General features: G+C 66.5%; 17 protein-coding genes. 2 read left to right on the top strand and 15 right to left on the bottom strand.

All coding sequences use genetic code 11. From position 1 onward, the window contains the following. Positions 1–641: 641 nt before the first annotated feature. From AB0H37_RS34770 to AB0H37_RS34745, 6 genes are all read right to left on the bottom strand, one after another. Complete coding sequence (locus AB0H37_RS34770) at positions 642–941, bottom strand: hypothetical protein (protein ID WP_360616961.1); 300 nt, start codon at positions 939–941, stop codon at positions 642–644. An 11-nt stretch (positions 942–952) separates the two neighbouring features. Beyond that, a complete protein-coding gene (locus tag AB0H37_RS34765; protein ID WP_360616960.1) occupies positions 953–1,840 on the bottom strand; it encodes a hypothetical protein in 888 nt (295 codons plus the stop codon). Beyond that, positions 1,837–3,798, bottom strand: coding sequence for a toprim domain-containing protein (locus AB0H37_RS34760; RefSeq protein WP_360616959.1), 1,962 nt, complete (start codon positions 3,796–3,798; stop codon positions 1,837–1,839). Before AB0H37_RS34760 ends, AB0H37_RS34765 begins: the two co-directional genes overlap by 4 nt. Beyond that, positions 3,795–4,718 (bottom strand): DUF2637 domain-containing protein, encoded by a 924-nt coding sequence (locus AB0H37_RS34755; RefSeq protein ID WP_360616958.1) that lies wholly within the window; start codon positions 4,716–4,718, stop codon positions 3,795–3,797. The genes AB0H37_RS34760 and AB0H37_RS34755 overlap by 4 nt, the downstream gene beginning before the upstream one ends. A gap of 423 nt (positions 4,719–5,141) precedes the next feature. Next, on the bottom strand, positions 5,142–6,980 hold the full coding sequence (locus AB0H37_RS34750; protein WP_360616957.1) for a hypothetical protein: 1,839 nt from the start codon (positions 6,978–6,980) through the stop codon (positions 5,142–5,144). After that, the gene (locus AB0H37_RS34745; protein WP_360616956.1) at positions 6,943–7,365 is read right to left on the bottom strand and encodes a hypothetical protein; all 423 of its coding nucleotides are present in this window, start codon (positions 7,363–7,365) and stop codon (positions 6,943–6,945) included. Before AB0H37_RS34745 ends, AB0H37_RS34750 begins: the two co-directional genes overlap by 38 nt. A 426-nt stretch (positions 7,366–7,791) precedes the next feature. On the opposite strand from AB0H37_RS34745, the gene AB0H37_RS34740 reads away from it, so the two are divergent. Next, complete coding sequence (locus AB0H37_RS34740; protein WP_173394537.1) at positions 7,792–8,004, top strand: DNA-binding protein; 213 nt, start codon at positions 7,792–7,794, stop codon at positions 8,002–8,004. A gap of 33 nt (positions 8,005–8,037) precedes the next feature. Here AB0H37_RS34740 and AB0H37_RS34735 read toward each other — a convergent pair whose 3' ends face one another. From AB0H37_RS34735 to AB0H37_RS34710, 6 genes are all read right to left on the bottom strand, one after another. Next, positions 8,038–8,601: a hypothetical protein gene (locus AB0H37_RS34735; RefSeq protein WP_360616955.1), complete on the bottom strand. Its 564-nt coding sequence runs from the start codon at positions 8,599–8,601 to the stop codon at positions 8,038–8,040. A 264-nt stretch (positions 8,602–8,865) separates the two neighbouring features. Next, positions 8,866–10,608 (bottom strand): DUF4041 domain-containing protein, encoded by a 1,743-nt coding sequence (locus tag AB0H37_RS34730; RefSeq protein ID WP_360616954.1) that lies wholly within the window; start codon positions 10,606–10,608, stop codon positions 8,866–8,868. Between the two features lie 267 nt (positions 10,609–10,875). Beyond that, positions 10,876–11,652 carry a helix-turn-helix transcriptional regulator gene (locus AB0H37_RS34725; RefSeq protein ID WP_360616953.1) on the bottom strand — a complete coding sequence of 259 codons (777 nt, stop codon included), beginning with the start codon at positions 11,650–11,652 and terminating at the stop codon, positions 10,876–10,878. 294 nt (positions 11,653–11,946) lie between these two features. Next, positions 11,947–13,143 carry an MFS transporter gene (locus AB0H37_RS34720; RefSeq protein ID WP_360616952.1) on the bottom strand — a complete coding sequence of 399 codons (1,197 nt, stop codon included), beginning with the start codon at positions 13,141–13,143 and terminating at the stop codon, positions 11,947–11,949. Positions 13,144–13,196: 53 nt separating this feature from the next. Further along, positions 13,197–14,993, bottom strand: coding sequence for a S9 family peptidase (locus AB0H37_RS34715; protein ID WP_360616951.1), 1,797 nt, complete (start codon positions 14,991–14,993; stop codon positions 13,197–13,199). A gap of 26 nt (positions 14,994–15,019) precedes the next feature. Further along, positions 15,020–16,015 (bottom strand): helix-turn-helix transcriptional regulator, encoded by a 996-nt coding sequence (locus AB0H37_RS34710; RefSeq protein WP_360616950.1) that lies wholly within the window; start codon positions 16,013–16,015, stop codon positions 15,020–15,022. Positions 16,016–16,328: 313 nt separating this feature from the next. On the opposite strand from AB0H37_RS34710, the gene AB0H37_RS34705 reads away from it, so the two are divergent. Continuing rightward, positions 16,329–16,961 (top strand): hypothetical protein, encoded by a 633-nt coding sequence (locus tag AB0H37_RS34705; protein WP_360616949.1) that lies wholly within the window; start codon positions 16,329–16,331, stop codon positions 16,959–16,961. Positions 16,962–18,028: 1,067 nt separating this feature from the next. On the opposite strand, the gene AB0H37_RS34700 is transcribed toward AB0H37_RS34705, so the two are convergent. The 3 genes from AB0H37_RS34700 to AB0H37_RS34690 are packed head-to-tail and all read right to left on the bottom strand — an operon-like array spanning position 18,029 to position 24,467. Continuing rightward, positions 18,029–20,128, bottom strand: a complete 2,100-nt coding sequence (locus AB0H37_RS34700) for a thiopeptide-type bacteriocin biosynthesis protein (RefSeq protein WP_360616948.1) — start codon at positions 20,126–20,128, stop codon at positions 18,029–18,031. A 23-nt stretch (positions 20,129–20,151) separates the two neighbouring features. Continuing rightward, complete coding sequence (locus AB0H37_RS34695) at positions 20,152–21,393, bottom strand: lanthionine synthetase C family protein (RefSeq protein ID WP_360616947.1); 1,242 nt, start codon at positions 21,391–21,393, stop codon at positions 20,152–20,154. Beyond that, positions 21,390–24,467 carry a lantibiotic dehydratase gene (locus AB0H37_RS34690; protein WP_360616946.1) on the bottom strand — a complete coding sequence of 1,026 codons (3,078 nt, stop codon included), beginning with the start codon at positions 24,465–24,467 and terminating at the stop codon, positions 21,390–21,392. The genes AB0H37_RS34695 and AB0H37_RS34690 overlap by 4 nt, the downstream gene beginning before the upstream one ends. Positions 24,468–24,574 lie beyond the last annotated feature (107 nt).

Genomic DNA, 24,574 nt, shown 5'->3' with positions numbered 1-24,574 from the left:
CTCCCGCCCAACTAGTCGCCCACGGCTTGTGGTCGTCTGGTTCTGTGTGTGCTGTTGGGATAGGCGTGTGGGTGGGTCGGCGTGCGGTGAGCGCCGGTTCAGGCTGGGGTGTGTTCAGCTGATTCTTGGCGGTGGGTGCCTGTGGTCTTGGTGGCAACTGCCCCTGAGTTCGGTCCGAAGGCCAACTGCGTCCGCTACCGCTGGTCGCGAATGCCCTCCCAGGCGGCGTCGGGGTCGACTCGTGCTTCTTAGAAGGTTGGCGACGAGGCTTCGAGGGCTGGTGGTGGCGGGGCCGCTTGGACGCCTTGGGTATGGAGTCGCGGAAGACGTCGCCCCAGTCGGGGTCGCGGCCGGTTTTGAGGCTTCGCAAGACTTCCTCGCGAGCACGGCGGCAGGCCTTCTTCTTGTCGACGTACCTGCTGGCGATTGGACCGATCGGAGCGCATGTCGCCACATGCCGGACGGCGATCGGGGCGCTGCTCTGGTGCGGAGCACGCAGTGCGGCAGTGCAGAGGAGGGCGGCGGAGCTAACGAAGAATGCGCCCCATAGGCTCGCTGCCTCGCGCCTTCGGGCTTGTGTTCGGCGCCCGCGATCTCGATTGTCTCGGCCTCGCTGGAGCGGATCGCTGGCGGCTGCGGCGTCACGCATTCGGGCCTCGGCCGCGGAGGTTGTTGCGGGAGCCGCCGAGTGGTGGTCTATATCCAGGCTTCCGTGATGAGCCAGGCGAACGTGGGTGGCTGATCGGCCATCTCATGGCTGCGAAGACTGCGATGGGCCAGGCGAGGACGGTCGCGCAGCAGATCAGGTTGATCAGGATGATGTAGCCGATGTCGTCGGCACCTCGTATGAGAGCGATGAGCGTCGGCAGGACAGCGAGGAACGCCAGAAGCCCGATCAGTCCGAGCCAGAAGAACGCGCTGCTCTGGATGGCGATCATCATCTTCCCTTCGGTTAGAGGTTCCGCCGGCGGTTGCGCTCGGGGATCTGTGGCTGGGTCCGGCGAGCGGCTGGGGCGTCGAAGGGTTGGTTCGAGCTCATCTCCAGTGCCTCGTCGATGGAGAGAGGGAAGTCCTCAGCGGCCCGCTCCACTTCCGAGCCCCGACTGGGGTCCGGCCCAGGGGTCGCCGGGACGGCCTTGAGGATGATGTGTTCGGGCAGGTTGGTCGTGAGCTCCAGGATCGTGCGCAACTCTTCAGGCTGAGGCTCACGTCCCTGAAGGTTGAGGCTGGTCCTCAGCTTGTCCGCGATCTGGCTTGCGCGCAGTTCTTGCCGGGCTTCCTCCCACTCGCCCCGGTCGGGGCCGTGGGCTCGTGCAGCCCATTCGGCACCTGTGCCTTCGTGCAGTTCTCGATGTTGGGGCCCAGGGTCGCCAGGGCGAACGTTTGGATCCCGCGTGAAGAAGGGTGCGGCTTGGGCCATGGCGTCGAGCGGGTCCATGCCTTCACTGCGGAAGCGGTCGTAGTGGCTCATTCCATGCGGATGAAGGCGGCGGAGCCGTTCCTCGCATTTGCGCACGGCGAGGGCCGCCGAGACGTTCCCCGAGGCGTACGGGACGGCGGCTCCCCATGCCTCGGCTACCTTGAGCAAGTTCACCTGGCGGAGCCATTCGCTGTCGTGGGCCCGCCCCCAGCGCGATCGGGCCTCGGACATCGCTGCCCTTTGAGCTCTGGCCTCTTCACGCTGAGCCTGTTGGTCCTGAGCCTGCTGGACGACCTTTAATTGATGCCGGCGATGGGCGAGCGCTTGTTGAACTCCGACGGCTGCGGAGACGACCTGGACGAGGCGCTGTCCGCCGTGCTGGAGGCCTTCGTTGATCGGGTCAGGGTGTTGCTGGTTCACGTCATCCTCCGATGGTGGGGTTTCGGCGAGGCCGTGGGCGAGGAGCGTTGCGCACCGCGGTTCTGCTGGGCGGGGGGTGGAGGCCGCGGTGATGAGGCACCCGGGTCGAGGTCCGGGCTGATCGCTCCGGCGACCAGTGCGGTGACGTCTGCCGGGTCCATCCCCGTGCGTGCCGCGACGCGGTCGACCTGGCGGGCGATCTGGTCGGGTGGCAGTTGAGCGATCTGCGCTGCGGCGCCTTGGGCGGCGGCCAACCGGGACTCAACGAACTCCAGCGCTCCCCCGAACCGCTGGATTTTCTCATCTATGACCAGGTCAGCGAGGGGGATTACGGAAAGTAGCGCCTCGCGGACGGCGAACTGGCTCGCTGGGGACAGGAGGTCGCCCGGGTCGTGGCCTGGTGGAAGGAGAGCCGCTTCGATGGGCCCTTCGATCGTGGGGAGGGTGCGCCAGGCTCGGACTGCTCCGGCTCGTCCAGCATCGTCACCGTCAAGCGCGATCACCAGCCCGGATGTGGGTCCGTCAGCGTGCGCCGCGATCGCCTCGACTTGCGCGATGGTGATAGCTGTGCCGCAGGGAGCGACCGCGGCGTAGACGGCCGGTAGGGCGACATTGACCGCGATCGCATCGAGCGGTCCCTCGACAAGGAGAGGACGACAGGTGGTCGCGAGCTGGGCACGGCTTTCGTGCAGGCCGAACAGCACTTCGCGCTTGTGGAAGAGAGCCGTGCCGGGTGTGTTGAGGTACTTCGGTCCTGGGGCTTCGTCACGTCGGCGACCGATGAAGCCGATGATCTCTCCGGTTCGGTCTCGAAGCGGGAACAGGATCCGGTCCCGGAACACGTCTAGAAGTTCGGCGCCGTCTCTTTCTTTCGCCAGGCCGGCGTCGATGATCGTCTGGTCTTGATGTCCAAGACCCCGCAGATGATGGAGCAGCGCACGACGGGGGCCTGGTGCGAGGCCGAGCTCCCATCGCTCCTGGACCACAGCGTTGAAGCCGCGGTCCGCAAGGTAGCGGGCGCCCCAGCTTCCTGGCAGGGCCCGCCGGTAGAAGTGATGCGCGTCGATGAGCGCTGCTCGGAGCGCCGAAGTGTCTCGTGTTGCAGTCGTCTGAGAACGCTCGGCAGGGCTGACAGCTGAGGTTGAGGCGGAGCTGGTTACCGGACTGGCGAGCGCGTGCAGGCGTCGTCGGAGTCGTGTGCTCGTTCTGACAACCTGGTCGCCGACGACGCGGATCGCGGCAGACGCGTTCGTCCGAGCGTCCGTCCCGGCCCATTGCTTCGTCGGCGGGAAGCGAAGGTGTGAGACGTCCAGTCCGAGGTCGGCCAGGACGAGGTGAGCGACCGAATCCGCGAACACGCGCCGAGCCCCCAGGCACGGCGCAGCATTCCTGGTGGCATCGTCGAGGAGCCCGCCAGGTCCAATGGCGTGGGCGAGCTGGTGCACGAGCCGCGTCGCTGCGGAGACGTCGTCGAGTTCTGGAGCGAGTTGGATACGTCGCCCCGGGCGCCCGAGGTAGGTCCAATCCTGCCCACGGTCTAGGTAGAAGCCGAGGTCGGCAGCCAGCCGAGAGAGCCTCTGAAGGGCTTCAGCCGGGGAGACCGACTCCTTTGCGATCGGCTCGCCGTCGGTCTGCTCGACATCGAAGACCGCTCGGGGGTTGCCGCGCATGGAAATGATCCGGATGCCGGTCTCGCCACGGCGCACTTGTCGCCCGTGCTCCTGCCATGCGTCGTAGGAGCGGACGTCGGTCGCCGAGCGACGCTGGGCTGGGATGAGCAGGGTGTTGATGAATCCGTAGCCCCCATGCCGGCTCGCGTCGCGGAGCCAGGCATCCCACGCCAGGCTTCCGTCGACGAGGCGGCCGACCGAGTGTTCGGCGATGCCGTGGAGGACGCCGAGTTGGCGATGTTGTTCCTCTTCCTGGGCGAGACGCTCATTCCCCAAGGGCGCGGTCATGACGTCTCCCGGCCAGAGGACTCTTCCCGGACGAGGGCGATCAACTCTGTCAACCGGTAGTTGGCCATGCTGAAGCCCAGATCTCGCAGCCGCTGGCCAAGTCGGTCCCGACTGAACGAGCCTCCTTCACGTTCCACTTGGCGGTGAAGCTGACGAGCGATGGCCAATACCTCTTCGTCGTACCTGTCCTCTGGTGCGCTCTCATTGCAGGCTGCGCGTGAGGTGGTGGATGCAGGCGGCCGGTTGAGAGCCAGCCGTTCGGCCAACGGTGCCTGCCACCGCCACGACCACCTGCCGTACTCCTGCTGAAGTCGCGAGACGGCCTCCAGGTGCTGGCGCTCCAGTTCAAGGCCATGTTGGTACTCGGTGATGTGCCAGAGGACCATCCGTCGCCACAGCAGGAGGCTGGAAGCGGGCGCGAGTACCCAGCGAGCCATCGGCACTCGCTCCACTCGGCGGTCCGATGCCAACCCGACCCACCGTCGGATCAGATGCCGCACGCCTTCGATCACCGTGATGAACAAGACGGGCATGGCCGCGTACATGAGGCTGCCCGCGAACTCTCCGTGTGCGGCGGACACGTTCACCAGGACGGTGCCGGCGATGTAGAGCCAGGCGACCAAGCGAAGGACCGGCCAAGGCAGGTCGAGGTACTCCATCAGCAAGTCCCAGGCCAGCAGGATCAGGATGCCTACGTCCATCCCGACGGGGACGATCCAGGCGAGCCCCTTGAAGTGCGGCTCGGCCATCTGCCGGATAGTGGTGAAGGAGCCAAGGCCTCCGAGGATCGCCAGCGCCGCTATCAGCGGGGCGACCCCGGCTGCCGCCCACCTGACAACGCCTGGCTCCGGGTGCGTCCGGACGATGTCGTTTCGGCTGTCGCCCGTAACCATGGCTCGGGGTCGCTTCAGCCAGGTCACCGCCGCCGCCTTTCGACCATCCAGAGCACCAGCTGGGCGACGTACCGAGGCTCAGCCGTGGTGCCCAAGAGACGGCCGTGAGCGGTGACGTAGGCGTAGACGCCGTCAGCTCCAGCGCACAGGACGGTCTCGGACCATCCGTTGTGCCGGATACGCAGGCACCAGCGTCCATTGCGCGGCTTTCGGACTCGTACTCTGAGCCCCAGCCGTCTCAGCTCGTAGCGCAGCCGGAGCAGACGGGCGCGCCGTTCCTCCAGCTCAACCTGCATGGTCGATGCCTGCGTCCCCATCGCTCCCCCGGTGATGTCAGCCCAGCACATCATCAACTAAAGCCTTCGAGGATGAAGATGCATCACTCATAGACGTCGGTCAACTACAGGGGGCGTGCGGCGTGTTGTGCCTTCTTTGAGTGATGTCGCGGGCTCATAGGGTGTGGCTTCGCCCCTCCTGCCGCAGCGGTGTGCTGGACGTCCGTCTGACGTGTGTGTCGGCGGTCGCAGGAGCCCAAGGTGTTGGGAAAGCGGCCATGGCAAGGCGAGCTGGGGTTGGCTGGGCCGCGGGCTCGAGCCACGGAGCTGAACTGCCGGTCACGTGGCCGAGGTGTTGTCTTGCTCGACGTGCCGCGTCCGCCTGCACCTGGCGCTGCTGCAGGAAGCGGATCTGGGTGATGGTTTCGAGGAGTGCGATAAGCCGACTGGCCAAGACGAGGATCGAGACGGTGGTGTGGTTCTGGTTTCCGGTCAGCGCCAGCAGACGAGCGGCAGAGCGCAGGGCGTTGCCCGCTGAGGTGGGATGAGGGATGCGGCCGTAGGGCGAGCGGGCGGCACGCTCGTAGGAGTCAGCGGCACAACCCAGATGTCGGTTGCCGGTCGCTCTGGCGGCCACGTGCAAGACGTCGGATGCAGCCCAGCAAGCGTCCTCGGCCGCGTAGGGATTGGTGGCCAGATACCTGCGCATGTGGGAGGTGGCGTAGGCGGCGGCACGGGCCGCATCGTCATAGAAGGCTTGGCGCTCCTCTGGCGTCAGATCATCCCTCGGAGAAGCACCACCCTCGGCGCCCGGCCCTGATGGGCTCCAGCGTTGCCTAATGCACGGGAGGGTGAGGTCGTCGGCGAGCTGGCCGCCGGAATACCAGTCGGGCTCCTCCCCACCGGGAAGCGCTACGGCGTAGCCGGTGAGCTGCTCGGGATCGAGCCGGCTGTAACGATGGCGTACGAGCAGACCGTGGCGTTCCAACAGCTCGAGGAAGTCGGCGGGCGTCCGCGCCTCGTCCGCCGCGCGGCGGACGGTCGTCCGCAACACGGCGCGCGTCGTCCGCGTCGACAGATGCCGTCCGGACGGCGGACGAGCCCCCGGACGATCGACCTGCTCTGGGGCCCATCGGCGGCGGAGTCTGGGCAGGGTGAGGTCGCTTGCCAGCTTCCCGCCGCCGAACCACACAGGCTGCCCGGACGATCCCAGATCGTCTGGCAAAGCAACGGCGTAACCGGTGACCTCCCCGGTGAATTGCGTGCTGTGACGCAGGCGCACCAAGACCCCCTCAGCGCCTACGGCAGCGAAGAATTCCGCTTCGGTCCATGCTCCCGCCGCCGCGGTGGCGACCCGCCGCCGAAGTACGGCGCGAGCAGACTCACCACGTCCGACCCGCGCCGCCTTCTCGGTCTCGGCACGCTTGGGCCGCCGCGCCGCCGTCCGGTCCGCCGGGGCTGTGGACCGCAACCCCAATTTCCGCTCCATCACCCGGCAGACATCCCGGATCCGATACCCGTCGTTCCATACCTCTGGTCGTGTCCCGTCCGGACGGGCAAGGGTGGCGACGAGGTGGATGTGGTCATCGGCATGGCGAACTGCGATCCAGCGGACGGCGTCCTCGTCGCCGTCCGCTGCCAGCCCCGTCCGAGCCATGGCCGCCTTGGCGACCTCTTCCCATTGCCGGTCGCTCAGAATCGGGTCCTCCGGTGCCGCCCTCAGGGACAGATGCCACACCGGCTTGCGGTAGTTGCGCTCCCCCAGCAACGCGAGCGGCTGAGTCAGCAAGCCGTCCAGGTGACGAAAGTCCCGGCTGCCGTCCGGCCGCAGCGCGGGCTCCAGCTCGGCTGGGGTTCGGAAGCCCGCCACGATGTGCGGATCACGGTGCTCCCCGCGCCGTCCGGGCCCGTACAGGTACCGAATCAAGCCCTGGACCCGTTTTCCCCGCAGGACCTTCCCAATCACTGCTCGCCCATCAAGGAAGGCTGCGCCGCAGCTCGTCTGCCAGGTCATCGAGCTTGCGCACTGTCCGCGCCGCAGCCTCGGCGTACCACTGGAGCTGAGCCGGCGGATCCCCCGCGTGCAGCGCTGCCACGACCTGGTTGAGGTTTACTCCGATCCGCCGGGCCTGCCCCGCCGCGTGCATCACCGCCGCCAGAGCTTCTCGCAGCTCGACATAGTCGGCACGCTCGGCCTGACTTGCCACGGCCAACAGGACCTGAGCCGCCCACGCCCCCGTCGCCAGCCGTTCTCGCTGCGCTGCCGTCACCAGTAGAGCGTGCTCGTCCTCGGACAACGCGACGAACAGCGCCCGCCCTCGCCGCGGCGTTTGGTGCGTCCGCCGGTTCCGGCGAGTCTCACTTCTCCGCGACGAGTCGCTGCCCCTGTCCTCGGTCATCACCCTCCCCCGGATCGCGCTCGATCCGTCCGCTCGCTGTGGGCCGCGCCCGGTCCACACACCAAATCCTTAGGATTTCCATTTCTTGCCCCGCGCCCGCCGCCCTCCGGCGGACGGCTCATGGACCTGTCCAGCACCGCTGGGTGAGGACCTGCAAGGGCGACCCCACCAGGGCAGATCTAGTCGGAGCGTGGAGAACGAAGAATCGTCATCACTCTTGGCGGACCCCCGGTACCGTCGGGCAAACCGAGCTACCTCAGACGACCGGTCTCAGCCGCTCGACCCGAAGCTCGGCTGCTTGGGTTCCGTCTCCCCGCAATCGCTGGAACCCTTTGGTAAGGCACTTCCGGCGATCATCGTGTTGGCCCATGCTGGACTCCGTGCTGCAGCAACTCTTTTGCTCGACAGCGCCACAGGAGACGACCGATGAGCACTGAGCCAGCAGCGGGCCTGCCCAAGCTCGCCGCCCCGGCCCGGCGAGCATTGGCGGCCGCCGGCTACAGCAGCCTCACCCAACTCGCCCAGGCCAGGGCAGACGACATTGCTGCACTGCACGGGATGGGCCCCAACGCGATGAAGGCGTTGCGCCAAGCCCTCCAGGAACACGGCCTATCGTTCCGCGCCAGCGACGACGCCTAACGGCCGCCGCGACCCCCTAGAGGACGCCCTGGGTCAACGTTCCCGGCGTGGGTGCGGCACCTGCGGCGGAGAACGAAGCTCGGGCGGAACCGCGTCGGTGCCACAAGGATTCGACAGGACGTCACCGATCGGGTTGGGGAAGTCCTTCTTCGCGGGTTCCACCTGCGCCGCCTCACGATCGTCAGTCCTTGCCTCAGCCCCCTGCGCAAGGGACTGCTTCTCGCCGGCGTCCACGACGTGGATGGGAGCGAGCGCGCTCGCTGCATGCCGGAATGTGTCACCGAGATCGGCAGCCTGTTCAGCCGCCCGCCCCAGCGCGTTGTGTGCCGCTGTCACGGCGGGGGTCGGGTCTTTGCTCTGGTCATGCCCGAGCCGTCCGGCGTCCAGTTCTCTCGTCAGGAACGCGTCGATCTGCTCGGCCGTCTGCGCCAGGCGGAAAGAGGTCTGAGCCAGGTTCCCCAGAACCGTGTACGCGGCTGCCGGCTCGGAGAGCCCCGGTGAGTCCTGGGTCAGATGGTTGAGGTCCCGGACACGCTCATGCAACTCGCCAGCGAGTCGCTCGATGTCCTCGTTCGTACGGGTCTCGTGATCGTCCATGTGTGGTGCTCTCCAGCATCGAGGCGGATCCGAACATGCGGCTCTCCTTTCGTCGGGGACAGTCCACAGTCTCAACGCTCACTGAAGTGAGATGAGACTGTTTGCGCTCCATACTGCCTGGCGGTGGCGCCGATGGCCAGCTAGCCCGTCGGTGTGTCCGTCCTGGCGACCTCGATGACAGCAGACGGGCACTCGCTGCCGGTTTCGGAAGCAGGGAGGGCGTGCGCCGAGGCTTGTTGCAGCCGTCTCGACGCACGCCCTTCTTCACTGCCCCAGCGGGGCTCTACACATCTCCTCAGGCAGGTTTGCCGGCGCGGTACTCGAGAGCCTCGGGTGTCTCGTTGTACTCCAGGAGATGGTTGCCCGCGATGCGCTCGAGGACCTCTCGGACCTCGGCGGGCGTCGCGTAGAAGAACTCCCTGCGGAGGTTGACCTGGCACCCTCGGCGTTCCCGTTCGCCTCCAGGCGCGCGAGCGCCGATTCCACGTGTGAGCGCTCCTTGAGCAAGCGGGCCTTCTCGCGCTCGAACTCCTTGCGGGCCTTCTCCTCCTCACGCTGCCGCTCACGCTCGGCTCGGACGCGCTCCTTCTCCTCCTCGGCCTTGGCCAGATGGTCCGCGGTCAGACGCAACTCCTTGACGCGGATCGCGCGGTAGTCCCTGCTGACCCGGATGTCCATGGTCTTGCCGAGCCGCTCGATCGTCTGGGCGCTCTTGTCGAGCCGCTCGATCGCCGACTGCAGCTTGTAGGGACGCATCGTCCGGACGAGGTTGTCGGCCTCGGCGTTGTAGGCGCGCAGCATCAGCTTGGAGAAGTCCCGCACCATCTTGCCGCCCTGAGCTGCCGAACCGTTCACCGTCCAGTTCGTGGCTCCGACGACCGCCTTGCCCGCCCGGGCCATGGCCTTGATGCGGTCCTTCACCTTCGCCAGCTCGGCCTTGTAGGCGACGACGTCGGCCAGCGGATGCTGGTACTCGTAGACGCCCGCCTCCTGCAACAGGGCCAGGTCCTCGGTCTCGACGATCGAACCGCGGATCCGCCGCAACTCGGCACGCAACTCCGTGCGCTTGCGCTTCGCATCGGCGACCTCGCCGCGCATCCGCTCCAGTTCCTCCGCCACCGCGGGTGCGTCCAAGCCCCCGAGCCGCTCCAGCCATCCGCGCAACTCGGCATTCTCGGTCTCAAGTTCTTCGATCCGTTGTTTGCGGGTGCCGAACCCCGCCCTCCCTCTGGATCCGCCGGAAGGCCCGTGCGGAGGTGGCGCAGATCCGGCAGGCTGGGGAGCAGGTGGCCTGACCACCTCCTGGCTCGGCATTGGCGGCGGGATACTTGCAGGCGGTGAGGTCTGCACCGGCGCGGGTGACCAGAACTGCCAGCTAGGCGGCGCGGGCGGCCAACTGGCATCGGGCATCCAACCGGGTGGCGGCGTCCAGCCTGGGGGCGGCGCGGGCCAGGTCGGCGGCGGGTTGTACTGCCATCCGGTGGGGTGAGGCATGGTCGGAGCAGGCATGGGCGCGGGCGGTCCCAGGACGGGGGCGGCCGGCGGCGGGCTAGGTGTCCCCATGTCGGCTGCGGGCATGCGCGGTTCCGGGATGGCGGCCCCTTGCAGGGGCGGTCCCCCGACGAGATCTTGGACGACCTGGGTGAGTAGCGGCGCGTCCTGATCGTGTACGTCGCCGAAATCAACCTCGGCGCCCGCCCGATCCGTGATCACGAAGAACCACCGCTGCTTGTAAGATTTCCGTGTTTCCACGGAGGCGATCGCCCCGATCTCGCTCTCCTGGAGTGGTCCCTTTTGCGCGAGTTCGGCAAGGCAGAATCCAAGGACCCGACGTCCAGTGACGGCGATATGCGTTAGCGTCGGAAGCGCCTTGACGGTCGTCGCGAGAGCCAGCACTCTCTCGCCGTCCTTGAGGAAAAACCTCAACAGGCGCATGGCCCGCTCAGCGTCACCTGGCTCTACCTCGGCCCCGATGTAGTCCGGGTGCGGGATCTCCTGCAGTGTCATCACTTCCTCGCAGCGCCATCTCAGACGAAACGAGGGCCTCGATCTAACGTCACGACCCCCGCTTCGCCGCTGACTTGAACTCGTCGAGGGGAGCACCCGACATTCCTGGGACGGCCCGGTAGTGGTATCGGTTTACATGCCGCTAAGCGCCGCCTCCGCCGCCGAAGCCTCCGAGTTCGGACGCCGATCTTGGTCATTTGGGTGCGGGTCCGTCAGTCCGGCAACCTCACCGGGCATACGGATGGTCATCCCGTGGCGACTTGACAGTCAGTCCACCAGGCCGTGCTGGACGGCGATCACGCCGAGCTGGAAACGTGTTTTGATATCGAGATTCTCTCGAAGTGCCTTGATGTGGCGACGGACCGTGGTCAGGCTTAGATTCACCTGTTGAGCAATGGCGTCGTCTGGCAACCCCTGGACCAGGAGGCGCAAGATTTTCACCTGGATCTCCGGTAAACCTTTCCTATTGCCCCCACTTCCCCCATATGGAATGGCCCTCTCCCAAAGTAGTTCGAAGTACTCCCAGAGCGCACCCACGATCACCGAGGACTGAACGAGCAGCACGCCGGCCGTTTCGGAGGAGGTGAGGGGAAGGAGTGCAACTCCCTCGTCGGCGAGCCCCAGACTCATGCGAATACGAGGAAGGATCCGAACTTCGATGCCGGTCTCAGCTATTGATTCCATCTTGTCGCGCGCGACTGTCTCCGCCAAGAGATCGCCATCGTAGATGGCTCTACATCGAGCACCGCGACCAACTGGAGAGGGAGTCGCAGTGATACCGGCTCCATCCATTGGTTCTGTCGGCGCATGGTTGCTCAGGGTCAACCACTCGCGCTGAACTGAGCCTAGGAGCGTGCTGGTCAGTCTGCTGACTTCGTCGGCGTCGGTGATGAGCCGCGCCAACTGCCCCACCGACGCGTCTGGCTCTTCGCGTGTGGAGGAAGCGAGGGCACACATACGCTGGTAACCGCCCAGAAGTCTTTCATAATCGGCCAGCGCCTTCCGAGCGAGACCGACGAGCGTGTGCTGCAGGACTACGTCCATCGGGACGGGCATTAGGCGAGCCGGCAAGCCAGCTGCCGGTTCACGGACCTGGGCCATTCCGGTGTGGATCAGGGTCTCTACCTCATCCACGCCCCCGAGGAGGTCTGCAGCCTCATCCGCCGGACAGCCATCTGCGACGAAGAGGCGGAGATATAGACGAAGAGTTTGCGCTTCAACGACTCCGCCAAGCAGTCGAACGGTCTTCTCTTCGAGAGAGCGCATGCAGCAGCCTAAGGTCGAGTGTTTGAGTCGAGATCTGAGCCCGCTCCTTCGCTGAAAGCAGACCTGATCGACTTACGCCATAGCCTCTTTTGTTTCGATTTTCGAAGAATTCTCTCTCCCGGCGACCAGTCGGAGTCCGATCAGCGCGGAAAGCGTTGCGATGATCGCCGTGGTTCCCGACCAGAACGCGAGCGCCTCGGCCCCCAGGATGGTCGCCAGTCGTCCGGACACCAGCATGATCAGTGGCATGAGGAGATAGCTGGCGACCATGTTCCAGCTGTTAACACGAACTAGTACGTCCAGCGCGATCCGCTCCTGCAGGGCAGTAGCCCACAGAACGTAGTAGACGGCTTGGAGTACTCCGGGCACGACGGCTGCTGCGGCGATCGACGGCCAGGGGGCTCTGCTTCCCATTAGGAGCATGGGAAACGCGACCGACACGGGCAGCAGCGCGGCCGCCGACATAGGCCAGCCGGGACGCCAGCGGGCGCCGACCAATGCACCCATCACGGCCCCGAGAGGTTCGCAGGCACTGATGATGCCCCAAGACCAGGCGCCGCCATGCCCGTCGATGGCGTAGAGCGGACCAGCGATCTTGGTGTAACAGACCACCGCAGTGGTGATCGCCGTGTACTGCAAGGTCATAATCCACACCCATGGGCGTGCTCCGAACTCGCGCCATCCGTTCCGCAGGTCTCGGAGCGGTCCGGTGCCGGGTTCGCTGGGACGAGAAGTCGCAAGGCGGCTGAGCAGTACGACGCTGAGCCCGCACAGGACACCGCGCATCGAGGCAGACCATGCTGGGCCGACCGCAGTGACCATGGCCCCGGACGAGACGAGCCCGATGAGCAGGCCTATCGACTGTGTCTGGTTGATCAGCGCATTGCCGGCCGGCCGGTTCGGTGAGTCGAGGAGGTCGGCGATGATGCCGCGGAGCGTGGGCAGGAACAGTGCGGTCGCGACGCCGCCGACGGCGGCCAGCGCACACAGCAGCGCCAGGGGCGCTCTACCGGTGAAAAGCGCGGCACCGATCGCCAGCCAGGAAAGGCAGGCCAACGTCTCGGCTCCCATGAGGACGTAGTGCCGGCGGAAGCGGTCCCCCGCGACTCCGCCGCAGATGATGAGCAGGGCCGGGAACGCGTTACAGGCCATGACCAGAGACAGGCCTCGGGCGCCATAACCCAGATCCATGACGCCCCAGGCCAGGGCGAGTTGTCCGAACCCGACGCTCGCGCTGGAGACGATGCGGGAGATGAACAGGGGCGCCACGGACGGGTCTCGGAACAAGGTGAGGGGCGATAGGAATCCCGACACTGAGCCTTCTACTTTCTCATCAGGTGTGTGAGGAGGAACTGGGCGATGTCTCCGTAGGCCTTGATCTCGTTGGTGCGGTTGCTGAATCCATGGCCCTCATCGGGATAGATGTCGTAGCGCACGTCGATGCCGCGTGCTCGAAGCCTGGTGACGATCTGGTCGGACTCGTCCTGCGGAACGCGCGGATCATGAGCGCCCTGGAGGACCAGCAGTGGTGCGGTGATGGCGTCGGCGTAGGTGATCGGCGACCGGCGGGTGAGGTGTTCGGCGTCGGTGTCGGGGTTGCCCAGAACAGCGTCGACCGTGGGCCGCCAGGTGGGTGGGCAGGCCCGAGCGAGAGTGACCAGGTTGGAGGGGCCGCAGAACGACACCCCGGCCGCCCATCGATATGGCAACCGAGACAGGCAGGACAAGGCGGCGAAGCCTCCGTAGGAGCCCCCCATGACGGCGATGCGGTCGGCGTCAATGCCGGGAAGCGTGGTCAGGTGGCGAACCGCGTGATCGAGGTCGACCAGATCGATCCCACCCCAGTCGCGGTAGATGAGCTTTTGGTGGGTGAGGCCGTAGCCCGTGGAGCCGGCGATGTTAGGTGCCAGCACCGCGACGCCCTCATGAAGGAGGTACTGGTAGAGGCCGGCATAGGCGTACTCGGGACGTTCCTGGGCTTCTGGACCGCCGTGGACCGAGAGCAGGACCGGATGCGGGCCTGGGGTCCTGGGCCGGTAGAGCAGAGCATGTATGTGGCGTCCGCCGGAGGACGAGTAGGTGTTCAGGTCGGGCTCGACTGGATCGATCACCTGAACTGCGGGTGGCCGCGTGTCGGTGAGGTACCGGAACCCACCCGCCGGGTCGAGGACCCCGAGCTCGCTGGGTCGCGTCGCGGTGTCGATCTCCAGGACGATCCGTTGCCCGTCCGGGCTGAGTGCGATCACGTCGATGACTCCCTGCGGGAGGTCCGCGAGCGCGAGTTCGTTTCCGTTCCGCGTGGCACGCAGCACGGAACGTCCTCCTTGGTTGAGGGACCAGACGAGCATCTCGCCGGCGGCTTCGATGTGCTCGACGTCCCAGTCGTCGTTGCTGATGCGTTCCATCGAGGCGTCGGTCAGGGTGTACCGGCCGATGGCGGTGAACTCGCCCCACACGTCGGTGGACAGGTAGAAGGCGGTCGAGTCCGGTGTCCACGGTCCCGGGCCGAAGTAGCCGCTCCCATGTTCAGCGGTAACGCATACGGCTCCGAGGTCGGGATCGGTGAGGTCGATGAGGTAGATGGCGATGTCAGTGTTGGACCGAAGGCCGGCCGCCAGCAGCCACCGGCCGTCGGGCGACATGCTGGCCGGGGTGAAGTTGACTCCGTCTGGAGGAATGATCCGGCGTTCAGTGTCGTCCGACAGGTCCCGCACGAGGATGTCCTGCACAGTGCGGTCACGGTCGTTGGCCGCGTAGAGCAGATACCGGCCTTCCGCACCGAATGGGGCATCCGCCAAAACTCGCTGACAGTCCGGACCGGTGCTGATCTCAGTGAGCTCCTCACCGTCTGTACCGATGCGGTAGATGCGGTACTGCTCATCGCCGTTGCGGTCGGCAGTGAACACCAGGCCTTTGTCATCCGGCCACCATGCGAGCTGGCACGCCGCCCGGCCTTCGAGCCGGGTCAGTCGGCGCGGCGCCCCGCCGACGGTCGGAATCGTCCATACGTCGAAGGACCCTCCGGCGTTGCTGCAGTAGGCCACGGTCTCGGCATCCGGGGACAGGGCCACTTGCCCGCGGAAGCGCTCGGTGGGGACGAAGTCCAGGTAGTCGGGCATCGCTGATGTGCTCCAGACGCATCGTGTTATTTGATCCAGCCGCGGCGGGCGGCTGCGGCGCCCATAGCGACACGGCTGGTGGTGCCGAGCTCTTTGCTGATCGCACTGACGTGGCGCCGCACGCTGCTGGTCTTCAGCCCGATCCGCCGCGAGATCCCGTCGTCGGTCATCCCCTGCGCCAGCATCCGCAGGATCGACCTCTGGATCGGCTTGAGCGGCAACTGGGGCTCGGCCTCCCCCAGCGGAACCGCGCGCTGCCACAACAGTTCGAAGTACTCACGCAAGGCGGCGACGATCACCGGCGACTTGATCAGCAGGGCACCGGGCAATCCGGTCGGAGTCAGCGGCAGCAGCGCCACCGCCTCGTCGGCCAGCTTCATCTTCATGCCGATCTCAGGCAGGATCCTGGCCTCTTCACCGGCCTCACCGTGCATTCGGATGATCTTGGCGCCGACAGGGTGTTCGGCACAGGACGCCTGATAGATGGTCCGGCTCAAAACGTTGCCTTCGAACGCGGGAAGGGGAGGCATCCCAGCCAGTTCTTCCAGCGGCCGTTCCATGGCGAAGTTCTCCAAGGTCAACCAGTGCCGTCTTGCGGTTCCCAGCAGTGAGCGTGAGGTGTCTGTGATCTCGGTGCGGTCTGTGAGGATCCGCACCAATTGATCGGCTTGGCCTTCCATCACGCCGGGGAAGGGGTGCATGTCGACCATGCGCCGCTGACCGTCCAGCAGCCGTTGCTGGTCATCGACCAGCTTGCGAGAAAGCGCGGCGAGCGTCCCTTGGAGGGCCAGGTCCGGCGCGGTGGCGACGAGCCGTGCAGGAACCGCCATCCCCAGTGGCATGACATAAGCCAGCCCGGTCTCCTTCAACGCCTCGACGACTTCCGGGCCGCCGAGCACCTCGGCGGCTTCGGAGGGCAGACACCCGTCTGAGCCGAGCAGCTGGGCGTAAGGGACGAGCAGATCATCGGCGACGATGCCCTTCAACAGCCTGGTGGCCGTCTGTTCCAGCTCGGTACTCACTCACACCTCCCATGACAGAGAGTATCGACACGAGTGAATAGCGTTACAAGCTGGCCGATGAGCGTTTGGCGTCAACGAGCAAAGTGACCACCGACAGCCCCGCCACCACAGCTGGGACTCCCCAGAGCTGCCGCCAAAGGCGGTCTCCTAGAGACCAGCACCCCTGAATCGGGCCGCCGAACCCTGGTCACTTACCACCATGAGGCGTTTCGATCAGGCCTGTGAGCTGGCAGAACCCGGTTTGATCAGGGTGCCCCGCCGCCGATCGACCGGAGCGAGAATGAACCGTCTACGCAAGGCCACCCACTCACCCATGATCCAGTGGCTCATCCGCCTCACCACACCGGGACTCAACCAGTGCGCGTGCGATGGTTCGGCCCCTGACCCGTTCCTGGCCCGAGCCTTCAGCCACCCTCAGGGAGCCGGCGTCATCGGCCCTGGCGCCCAGCGCCTGCTTCGGACCGTGCTGGTCGACGCCCTGGCCCGTGGCGCAGAGGGATGCGATGTCGTCATCGCGCGTCCCGACCTGGAGCGCCTACTCGGCGCCGCCTCCCTACAAATCCCGTTGCACCTGGCGCCCGTCGTGCACATCACCGACACCCTGGAGGACGCGATCGAACACCTCGAGAGAAGGGCTGCCGGGACCACTGCCGCGGGCATGGTGGAGCAACCGCCAGTGCTCTGGCTGGCGACACCAGGAGACGACGCTGACGTTGTCCACCAAACACTCGAAGGTCGACCTTCGACAGACCTCATCGCGCTGTTCAACGGCCCCTGGCCGTACGGCCCCACTCACTTCGTCACCACCGACGGCCCCCAGCACCCGCCCTGCCACAACCTGGATCTCCTCACCCGAGATCAGGCAGTCGCCAGACTCCGAACCCTCAGCTGGGCAAACAGTGGATTCGGTGATCAAGAGACACCAGGCGAACGTCCTCCTAGTTGAGGACGGCGACCAGCATGGTTACCCCACCTGGCTTTATCCGTTCCGGAGACGGGGAGGCCAGCCGGGATCATCGTGCGGCGCCGCGTTCACCTGCCGCCCGTCTTTGGATGGGCGTTCAAAGGCCACGCTTCTCCTCACCAGGACCCACCGGCCGGCGAGTGTTCCTTACCAATCAGCACAAGTAGCCAGTAGCGACAACTTAGGCCTACACCTCCTGGACCAGGGTTCTCTGCGGCGCCTTCAGCGCTCAGCAGCCGCATCGCGCTGCTGGTCAGTTGTGCCCAGCGAACGTTCTCCTCATTTAACAACCTGAATTCTCAGGGTTTCATTGTGGCTCGTCAGCAAAACGATCGGAGGATTCCATGAAGGCTCTGGCACGCACCTCACACGTCCTCTACGGGACGAGTAGCCAGCGATTCCACAGAGGCTCGCTCACCGCCCCAAGCGGGGAAACAGAGATCTCTCCCAGTCCTCTCGGCAGTCTGTTCGGGCTTCGCGAACCGGGCCGCGCGGACACGGCCAGCTCCACCCGCAACAAAGCCAGCTTCCTGATCGCCGGCCTCAGGGACCCGCTGGACGGTGTCGTCATCAGTCCAGTCGCGCGCGGTCGTTCCCTCAGAGCCGAGGCCCTCACGAGCAAGGTCGGAGTGTCCTGGATCCGGGCGACCAGCCCTGTCGCGACCCAGCGTCGGCGGTCCGAGCCGAGCGTGTCCCGGATGCTCGATCAGATCGCATAGGCCCAGTAACGGGAGAGGCTCCCGCTACGCACCCCTCGGCCAGGCGTCGTCTGGCCGAGGGGTGCGTCTCCACCGGTGGGCTGGCTTACTGTGCGCCGCGGTCGGACATTCCGCGTTCCACCCGGGCGACCAGAACGCCGCCGATGTCCGCCTGCAACAACCGCCCGCGCCATATACCACGGAGATCTGCCCCCTGTGCTGGGCCCCACTCCCCCGCCGAGATCGCGCGGCGCTCCGAACGCGACCGAGCTTCCATGGACATCGCCAGGACGACGACGGGCCCCGGCCGCGGTGCTTTCTGCGCGGTGCCTGCTTCTCCAGAAGCAGCCGTCACCCGGAGAGAGCGTCCCGAAGGACCTGGCCGGCCGTTTCGACCGAATCTGTTAGTTCAGCCAGAAGGTCCGGCTGAATACTCCCCCGTCCGAGGGCAGCCCGCTCGACGAGCTCTGTGAGCGCGGCATTCTGAGCCGAGCTGAGCCCTTCTTTCTGGGGGTGTTTCAGTACTTCCCGCGCGGCGAAGGCATCGCCGGATCTGGAAGCGGCTTCGGCTACCTCGGCGTACAGAAGCTTCGCCTGATTCGGGTCGAGCTCTAAGGAGAGGTCGACCGCGGCCAAGCCCAGTCGGATCTGGGTCGTCACTCTCCTGCGGTCCGGCCGATGGACGGTGTGGCGAGCGGTGACCAGCAACGAGGGAAGAACGCTGAGGTCCGGCTGCCCGCAGGCGATGTCGACGAAAGTGCGCAGGCAGTGCACGGTCGCTTGATCCCATGGAGCGCTGAGGTTGACCGTGGGGAAGGTGGAGTAAGCGGCATCGAAGTGACCGTTCATCGTCTGGCTGACGATCGTCATCTGGACGGCTTCATCGATCCCCCCACCAGGCACCGCGTGTTCAGCAGCGTTGCAGGCCGCTCGCTGCCACTGCCCGGCAGCTGCAAGGGCTCGGGTGCCGTCCTCGCGGAGGACGGTTCTGAGCCATGGTTCCACGTTGGTGCGAGCAGCGGCGGAGGAGGTGAAGCCATCGAAGCAGATTGGCGTGCCGCGAACCTCGACATCACCGCCGTGATGGATCGCGCGATGGAGTTGGAGGAGTGTCTGGTAGGCCCGTTCCGGGTTGCGGGCACGAAGGTCGAGGCGGGCGAGATTCACGATGGGCTGGAGTGCGGCAATGGCCGTACGGCCGGACAGTGGCCAGGCTGACTGGAAGATTTGGAACTGCCGTTCGCACAGGTCGATCGCCAGGTCGGTGAGCGCGCAGTCTGCGGCAATGAGCGCGGCCAAATTCCAGGCTGTGCAGGTGAGGTCGATCCTTTCTTCTGCCTGAGTTGTTTCAACGCAGGTGGAGGCACAGTCGCGCACCTGGCGCACGCGGTCATTGAGGCTGGTGCCGCGCGGCCTGGGCTGGATGATCAGCGGGAATCGACCTGCAATGTGGGTGAGGTCGGCAGGAGCACTTGTCCGAGATCCGGCACGGCGAGGGTTTGCAGCAGACACGGTCTCCGAGGACGGCCCAAAGATCGCCGCCCGGGCGGCCCAAGCCAGGACGCTCTGCTGGCGGGCGGGGAGCCCGAGACGGTTCCAGTGGAAGATGATGTGGTAGCTCAGGACGTCCCGGAGCCCTCGCTGAAGCCTTCCGGATCGGGCACAGGCGCCGAGAATCTGACCGGCACGGCGGAAGGATTCTGCCCAGTCGGCAGCGTGGGTGAGAGGCCCACTGGTGTCGAAGAGCGCTCCTGCCCTGGAGGTGTCGGCGAGCATCAAGGTCCGGAGACTGTCGGCCATCGCATCGAGTTTGCGGGCGGGGACTTCGGGAGGAAGCGGTCGCTCGCGCGCGACTCGGTGCCAGACGTCGCCTTGTTCGTACCACTCCAGCCCTGCCGAGTTCATCAGTGTGCCGCACAGCAGGAGGGACAGTTCGCGGCGTCCGAGGCCGATGTTGGTTCCGGCAAGGCGCCGCAGGATCGCGCGGCTGTCGTCGTGGAAGAGTTGGTGCGCAGCGGTCATGCCGTCTTGGCCGCCGAAGGCGGCGGTTTCGGCCTCATACACACCGGGCCACCAGCCGTCGATCGCCTCGCTCTCAGCCAGGTCGGCCAACGCCGTCCCGATCGGGTCCTGGAGGGAATCGGCCGCGGGGCCGGGGATAAGGCGCAGCCTCCAGCAAGGGTGCTTTCGCATGAACCACCATGTGCTGATCAGTCCGTCGGTCTCGGCTTGGCGCAGAAACGGAGCCAGATGGGTGACGGCCGTCTGTTCGCTGAACTCCCAGTGGGGGAAGCGGACGTAGATCTGCCGCCATTTGGCCACCTCCTGCTCGGTCAGGGCCTGGCGCCCGCCCAGCCGGTAGGTCGTGACAGCTTCGGCCAGGTCGGTTGGCTCCAGGCCGGCCGCGACGGCCGTCTCGGCGAGGGGCGCGCCGACCAGTACTGCGATCACGGCTTGTTCGGTCGGTGACCCGACTAGCTGATCAACAAGCATCTGTCCCATCCCGAGGTCGGTGCAGAGCCGCTGGCGGCGGAGGTGAGAGCGAGGGCGGTCCCGGCGTTGCCTTCGAGGAACCCGCTTCCCCTCGCCGCGTTGGGGTGCGCGTATTGGCCAAGGCGGTCGGCGAGATCCGGGAGGCAGGCCGCGAGCGCCGGGCATGCGGCGTCCTGAGCGGCTCGCCAGGCCGTCTGATAGAGCCCGGCGAGGCCGTGGCAGATGCCGGCATCGGTGATCTTGGCTTGCTGAGCCGGGTCTTGGAGGCAGCGCAGGAGCGCTTCTTCATAGGTGCGTCGGAGATGGGGATTTCCGCTTGCCAGGCCAGCGAGTTGTCCGCCGCGTGCGATCCCCGGAGTTCCGTAGCACCAGCTCGGCCGGTGGGGTCCGAGCTGGTTGGGGCGCTGGGCGCGCAGCTCCGCAAGTGTGATCCACTCTGGCCACCATGGGCCCTTGTCGGAGTCTTGCCGCCATGCGTCCAGCCATGCGGTGATGCGGTGGATGGCGTCGGCGTGGCCATCGACCATCACGCCGCCTCGCGCGGCATGGCTGAGTAGAGCCAACGGACCGGTGATCCCGTGGGCAAACCCGAAATTGCCGTGACCGGCGCGGAACTGTGCGGACTCTCGGCGGTGCGGATCGTGGCCAACCCACCATCCGGGGACGCTGCGGCCGTCCGGGCCGGGAACGGGGCGGGTGAGGTCGACCAAGTAGGTCAGCACCCGTTCCATCGCGCTTCCGCGGGGATCACGCCGTAGCAGTAGGGCCCCGATACCCGTCAGGCCGAAGAAGACGTCGTACTCGTGGAATTCGGGGAGGTCTTCACGCTTCACTCGGGCGGCGGCCAAGTCGACGCGATGATGGGCGAGTGCCGCCACGTACCGGTCGACGTCGGCGAGGCCGTTCTGGTAGCGGCTTTCTGACCCAGCGGCGGTGTCGAGAACGAAGGCGATAGCGGGGGCGCCGAGGTAGAGGCCCGAAGTGTGGGCCGCGCTGACCTCCCCAGCGACGGCGTGAGTGATCCAGGTATGCGCCTGCTGCCAGCTTCCCCGACCGCACCGGGCGCGTTCGATGTGGAGGAGGGCGGTTCCAACGGCTCCTTTGTGGAGGGCTTGGGCGAGCCAGGGCCGGTCGGCTGATGGAGGTTCGGGACGGGCCAGGAGCGCGGCGTACTGGTCGGCGGCGTCGGCCAGGTCGGAGCGGATCTTGGTTGGAGCGCTCACGTCATCGGCCCTCGTTGGGAGGCCGTTTGGCGGAGGGCGCAGGTGCGTACGAGCCTGTGGGCGACCCGCTCTTGGTCGGTGTCGACACCAACCGCACGGTTGTGGTGGAGGTGCAGCAGGGAGTGCAGAACACGGTGGGCGTCGCGTTCGTCGTCAAGTTGCTTGCGGTAGGCGGCGAGAGCCGCGGCGCGCCGTTCCCAGGCCGCGGTCAACTCGGGCCCGCTGGGCAGGGCGTGCAGGTTCGACCATTCGCGGTCGGGGTCGGCCAGGGCGAGGGCTTGGTCACGGACTTCGGGGCCGAGGAGGCCGTGCTGTTGGGGTAGCTCCTGGAGGAGCCAGTGCAAGCCTTCGCTCGGGGCGCCGATGAAGCTGATCGTCAGGTCGACCATGCTCGCCGCAGCGAGCGCCTGTGGATGTAGTCCCGCCCTGGTGGCGGTGATGATCTGGGTAGTGGCCGCGCTGGAATCGGCGGCGAAGACGTTTAGGGCCGCGTCCATTGCTGCACCGTGGCCGTAACGGCCGGTCTGGGGTTGGTAGGTGGCGAGGGTGATGTGAGAAACGAGGCGTTCGCGGCGCAGGTCGGCTGCCCAGTCACTGACTTTCTCGGCAGCGGCGCCATATGCCGCGGGCGATGAGAGGCGAAGGTAGAGGGCCAGGTAGGGATCGACCTCGGGACGCCGGATCTCACGGTGACGCCGGAACCACCAGTGCGGCGGGTCCTGGCCGAAGGCGCTGATGAGCTTGGCCGTGTGTTCGGTCAGCAGTTCATCGCAGCGCGCTGGGTGGCCGTGGATCTGTACGTACAGGACGGCCGATCGTCCGGGTAAGGCTTCGATCTCGGGCAGAAGGGGGCGCCGGTTGCCGGGTGGTCGTACGGGATCCAGGGCTCTGGTGAAGGGGATGACGATCTCATGAGCGCGGCCGATCCATGCCAGCTCGTCGGGCGCGGAGGTCTCGCGGAGCTCGAGACGGCCGGCGTTGTTCAGGCGGGTGCGCAAGAGCAGCCGGTGAAGCCGATGGCCCAGGTCCACGGGTTGCCGCCGATCATGTTCGACCATCGCGACGTGTTCGGGCACTCGCCACCGCTTGCGCCAGGCGTCGAGGGACTTTTCCCACTCTGCTGCCGGAGCAGCATGGCCTGGTAGCTCATCTGCGGAGAGCAGCCACCGGGCTGGGGCGAGGATGGTGCGTCTGAAGCGGACGCGGGGCAGGAAGGGCATCTGGGCGGCGACGCCGAAGTGGAATGCCTTGTATACCGCGCATCGCGAGGTGGAGATCTCGGCGAGGAACCGTGCGAGCGGAGGGGTATGGATGCCGGCTTCCAGCGCGTGCGCCACACGCGGCTCGACAATCTGACCGGTGGATATCCGAACGAGGTGAAACCGATCCTTGTCTGCCGTTACCGCGAGATCGGCCAAGGGAATCTGATCCTCCCTGTGGGGACGATGGTCTCCCAGGGCGATCACGGTGGGGAGGAGCTGCTGGGTGCGGGCTATGTTCTCGTTGCGGCGCTTTCGCGGCGGGAAGGTCAACTGCGCAGCGACTGTGTCCGGTGCGGATACAGCGAAGCTCCGCACGAGGAGGTCTCGGCTGTCGGGCGGCAGCAGGTGCGCATGTCGGCCGATCATGCTGCTGCCTGGCCGAGGAGTGCCGGTCACCCATAGCACGAACCGCCCACGATTCAACGCCTCCAACGAAGCAGCGCAGACCTCCACCGCAATCTCGACACGTGATGGCAGGCTCACCCCCGTGCCGTCGCCGGCCGAGAGGCGCTCGATCGCCTCGTCGGTCAAGACGATCTCGTCGCCGCCGCCCATCGTGGCTTCCTGGATCAAAGTCAGCATGTGCTCTTCGCGCTCGGTCACGGCCCGAACTGCGCGCCCCCACGGCGAGCCGAGATACTCCGCTGGCAGCCCAAGTCCGCTGTCGGCGACCAGGTCCAGGACCCGCACCACAGCGCCCGTTCCGTACCGGGTTAGGAACCGGGTGTGGTAGTCGCGCCAGGCTGGATAGCCGAACGGGTATGGCGACAGCCGGTAGAGAACTTCGACGGCGTCACGGGCTTCGCGGGCCATCTGTTCGGGAAGCTGCACGTCGCAGTCCAAGGCCATGTCGACAGCCAGCGGCGTGGAGGCCACCTGGCTGACGGTTCTCATCTCCTCCGTCAAGCTCCTCCACGGAGGACCGGCCGCCGGGCTGTTCACCGAGATCGCCCGATGCACCCTGGACAAGGTGTCCACAAGGCCGCTGATCGCTGGGACGTTGTGAGCCCCTGCGGCCCGGAGTTCGTCACAGGCGTGGCCGAGGGCGTCAGTACAGGTCATGGGAGCTCGAAGGCCGCTGATCAATACGTTCTGCTCCAGCAGACCGATCAGCAAGTCCTTGATCTGTTCGCCCCTGGCGGAAGGGAACTTTTCGGCGAGCTCGACTGTGAGTTCGCCGATCGGCACGGGGCGCCGGGCTGCTTCTACAGCGACGCGTACGGGTCGGCTGTATCGCACCGACACCTCGACGGGCGCCAGGTCCTGGGCCGCGCCGTCAGGTGCTAGCCCAGGGACGACCAACCGTCCGCCACGCACATACCCGGCGCTGTTGGCAATGATCGGTAACCGGTCCAGCAGTTCCGGATCCTTGTGCAGGGTCGCGAGGACGTCGCCGAGCCAGCTCGAATCGGCACGGATCATCGCTTGGTGGTTCTGCCTCCAGGTAACACGAGCTGAGCGTCCGAACCGCGCCACGGCCACGCCTGCGAACAGGCCGAACGGAATGGGGCGGCGGTCCCACCTCAGCAGGTACGACGCCGTGGCGATCAGCACGCGGCGCGCCTGCCGCGGTTCGGGGTGCTCGCTGGAGGTGAGCGCATGGATGGCCTTCAGCAGCGCTGGGCTCGCGGCGGCCACGGCGGCGTGGATCTCGGGTCGATGAGCCACTTCTGACAGCCAGCGGACCGCACGGTCGACAAAGCCTGGATCGTCCGGGTCCAGGTCAACGGGCAGGTCCAGCCCGCCGGGCGCGGTGCTCGCGCGCAGCAGTGCTGCACCCGTCCATTGATAGGCCTCTGATCTCGCCGCCATCTTCAGACCTCCCGGGCTCCACTTGCGACAGTGCTGTCGGCACGCCGCGCGGCGCACGGGCAACGGCTGGACCACCTACCGGGTCTACCGGCACCCCTGGGACGGCA

The sequence above is a fragment of the Actinomadura sp. NPDC023710 genome (genome assembly GCF_040639875.1).
In the GTDB taxonomy this organism is placed as follows: domain Bacteria; phylum Actinomycetota; class Actinomycetes; order Streptosporangiales; family Streptosporangiaceae; genus Spirillospora; species Spirillospora citrea.
This window is presented reverse-complemented; position numbering and strand designations above follow the sequence as displayed.

What these genes read in the sequence shown, in the direction of transcription:
- AB0H37_RS34770 (WP_360616961.1), bottom strand. Translation starts at nt 941, where the DNA reads ATGATGATCGCCATCCAGAGCAGCGCGTTCTTCTGGCTCGGACTGATC.
- AB0H37_RS34760 (WP_360616959.1), bottom strand. Translation starts at nt 3,798, where the DNA reads ATGACCGCGCCCTTGGGGAATGAGCGTCTCGCCCAGGAAGAGGAACAA.
- AB0H37_RS34750 (WP_360616957.1), bottom strand. Translation starts at nt 6,980, where the DNA reads ATGACCTGGCAGACGAGCTGCGGCGCAGCCTTCCTTGATGGGCGAGCA.
- AB0H37_RS34745 (WP_360616956.1), bottom strand. Translation starts at nt 7,365, where the DNA reads ATGACCGAGGACAGGGGCAGCGACTCGTCGCGGAGAAGTGAGACTCGC.
- AB0H37_RS34740 (WP_173394537.1), top strand. Translation starts at nt 7,792, where the DNA reads ATGAGCACTGAGCCAGCAGCGGGCCTGCCCAAGCTCGCCGCCCCGGCC.
- AB0H37_RS34735 (WP_360616955.1), bottom strand. Translation starts at nt 8,601, where the DNA reads ATGGACGATCACGAGACCCGTACGAACGAGGACATCGAGCGACTCGCT.
- AB0H37_RS34730 (WP_360616954.1), bottom strand. Translation starts at nt 10,608, where the DNA reads ATGACACTGCAGGAGATCCCGCACCCGGACTACATCGGGGCCGAGGTA.
- AB0H37_RS34725 (WP_360616953.1), bottom strand. Translation starts at nt 11,652, where the DNA reads ATGGACGTAGTCCTGCAGCACACGCTCGTCGGTCTCGCTCGGAAGGCG.
- AB0H37_RS34715 (WP_360616951.1), bottom strand. Translation starts at nt 14,993, where the DNA reads ATGCCCGACTACCTGGACTTCGTCCCCACCGAGCGCTTCCGCGGGCAA.
- AB0H37_RS34705 (WP_360616949.1), top strand. Translation starts at nt 16,329, where the DNA reads ATGATCCAGTGGCTCATCCGCCTCACCACACCGGGACTCAACCAGTGC.
- AB0H37_RS34690 (WP_360616946.1), bottom strand. Translation starts at nt 24,467, where the DNA reads ATGGCGGCGAGATCAGAGGCCTATCAATGGACGGGTGCAGCACTGCTG.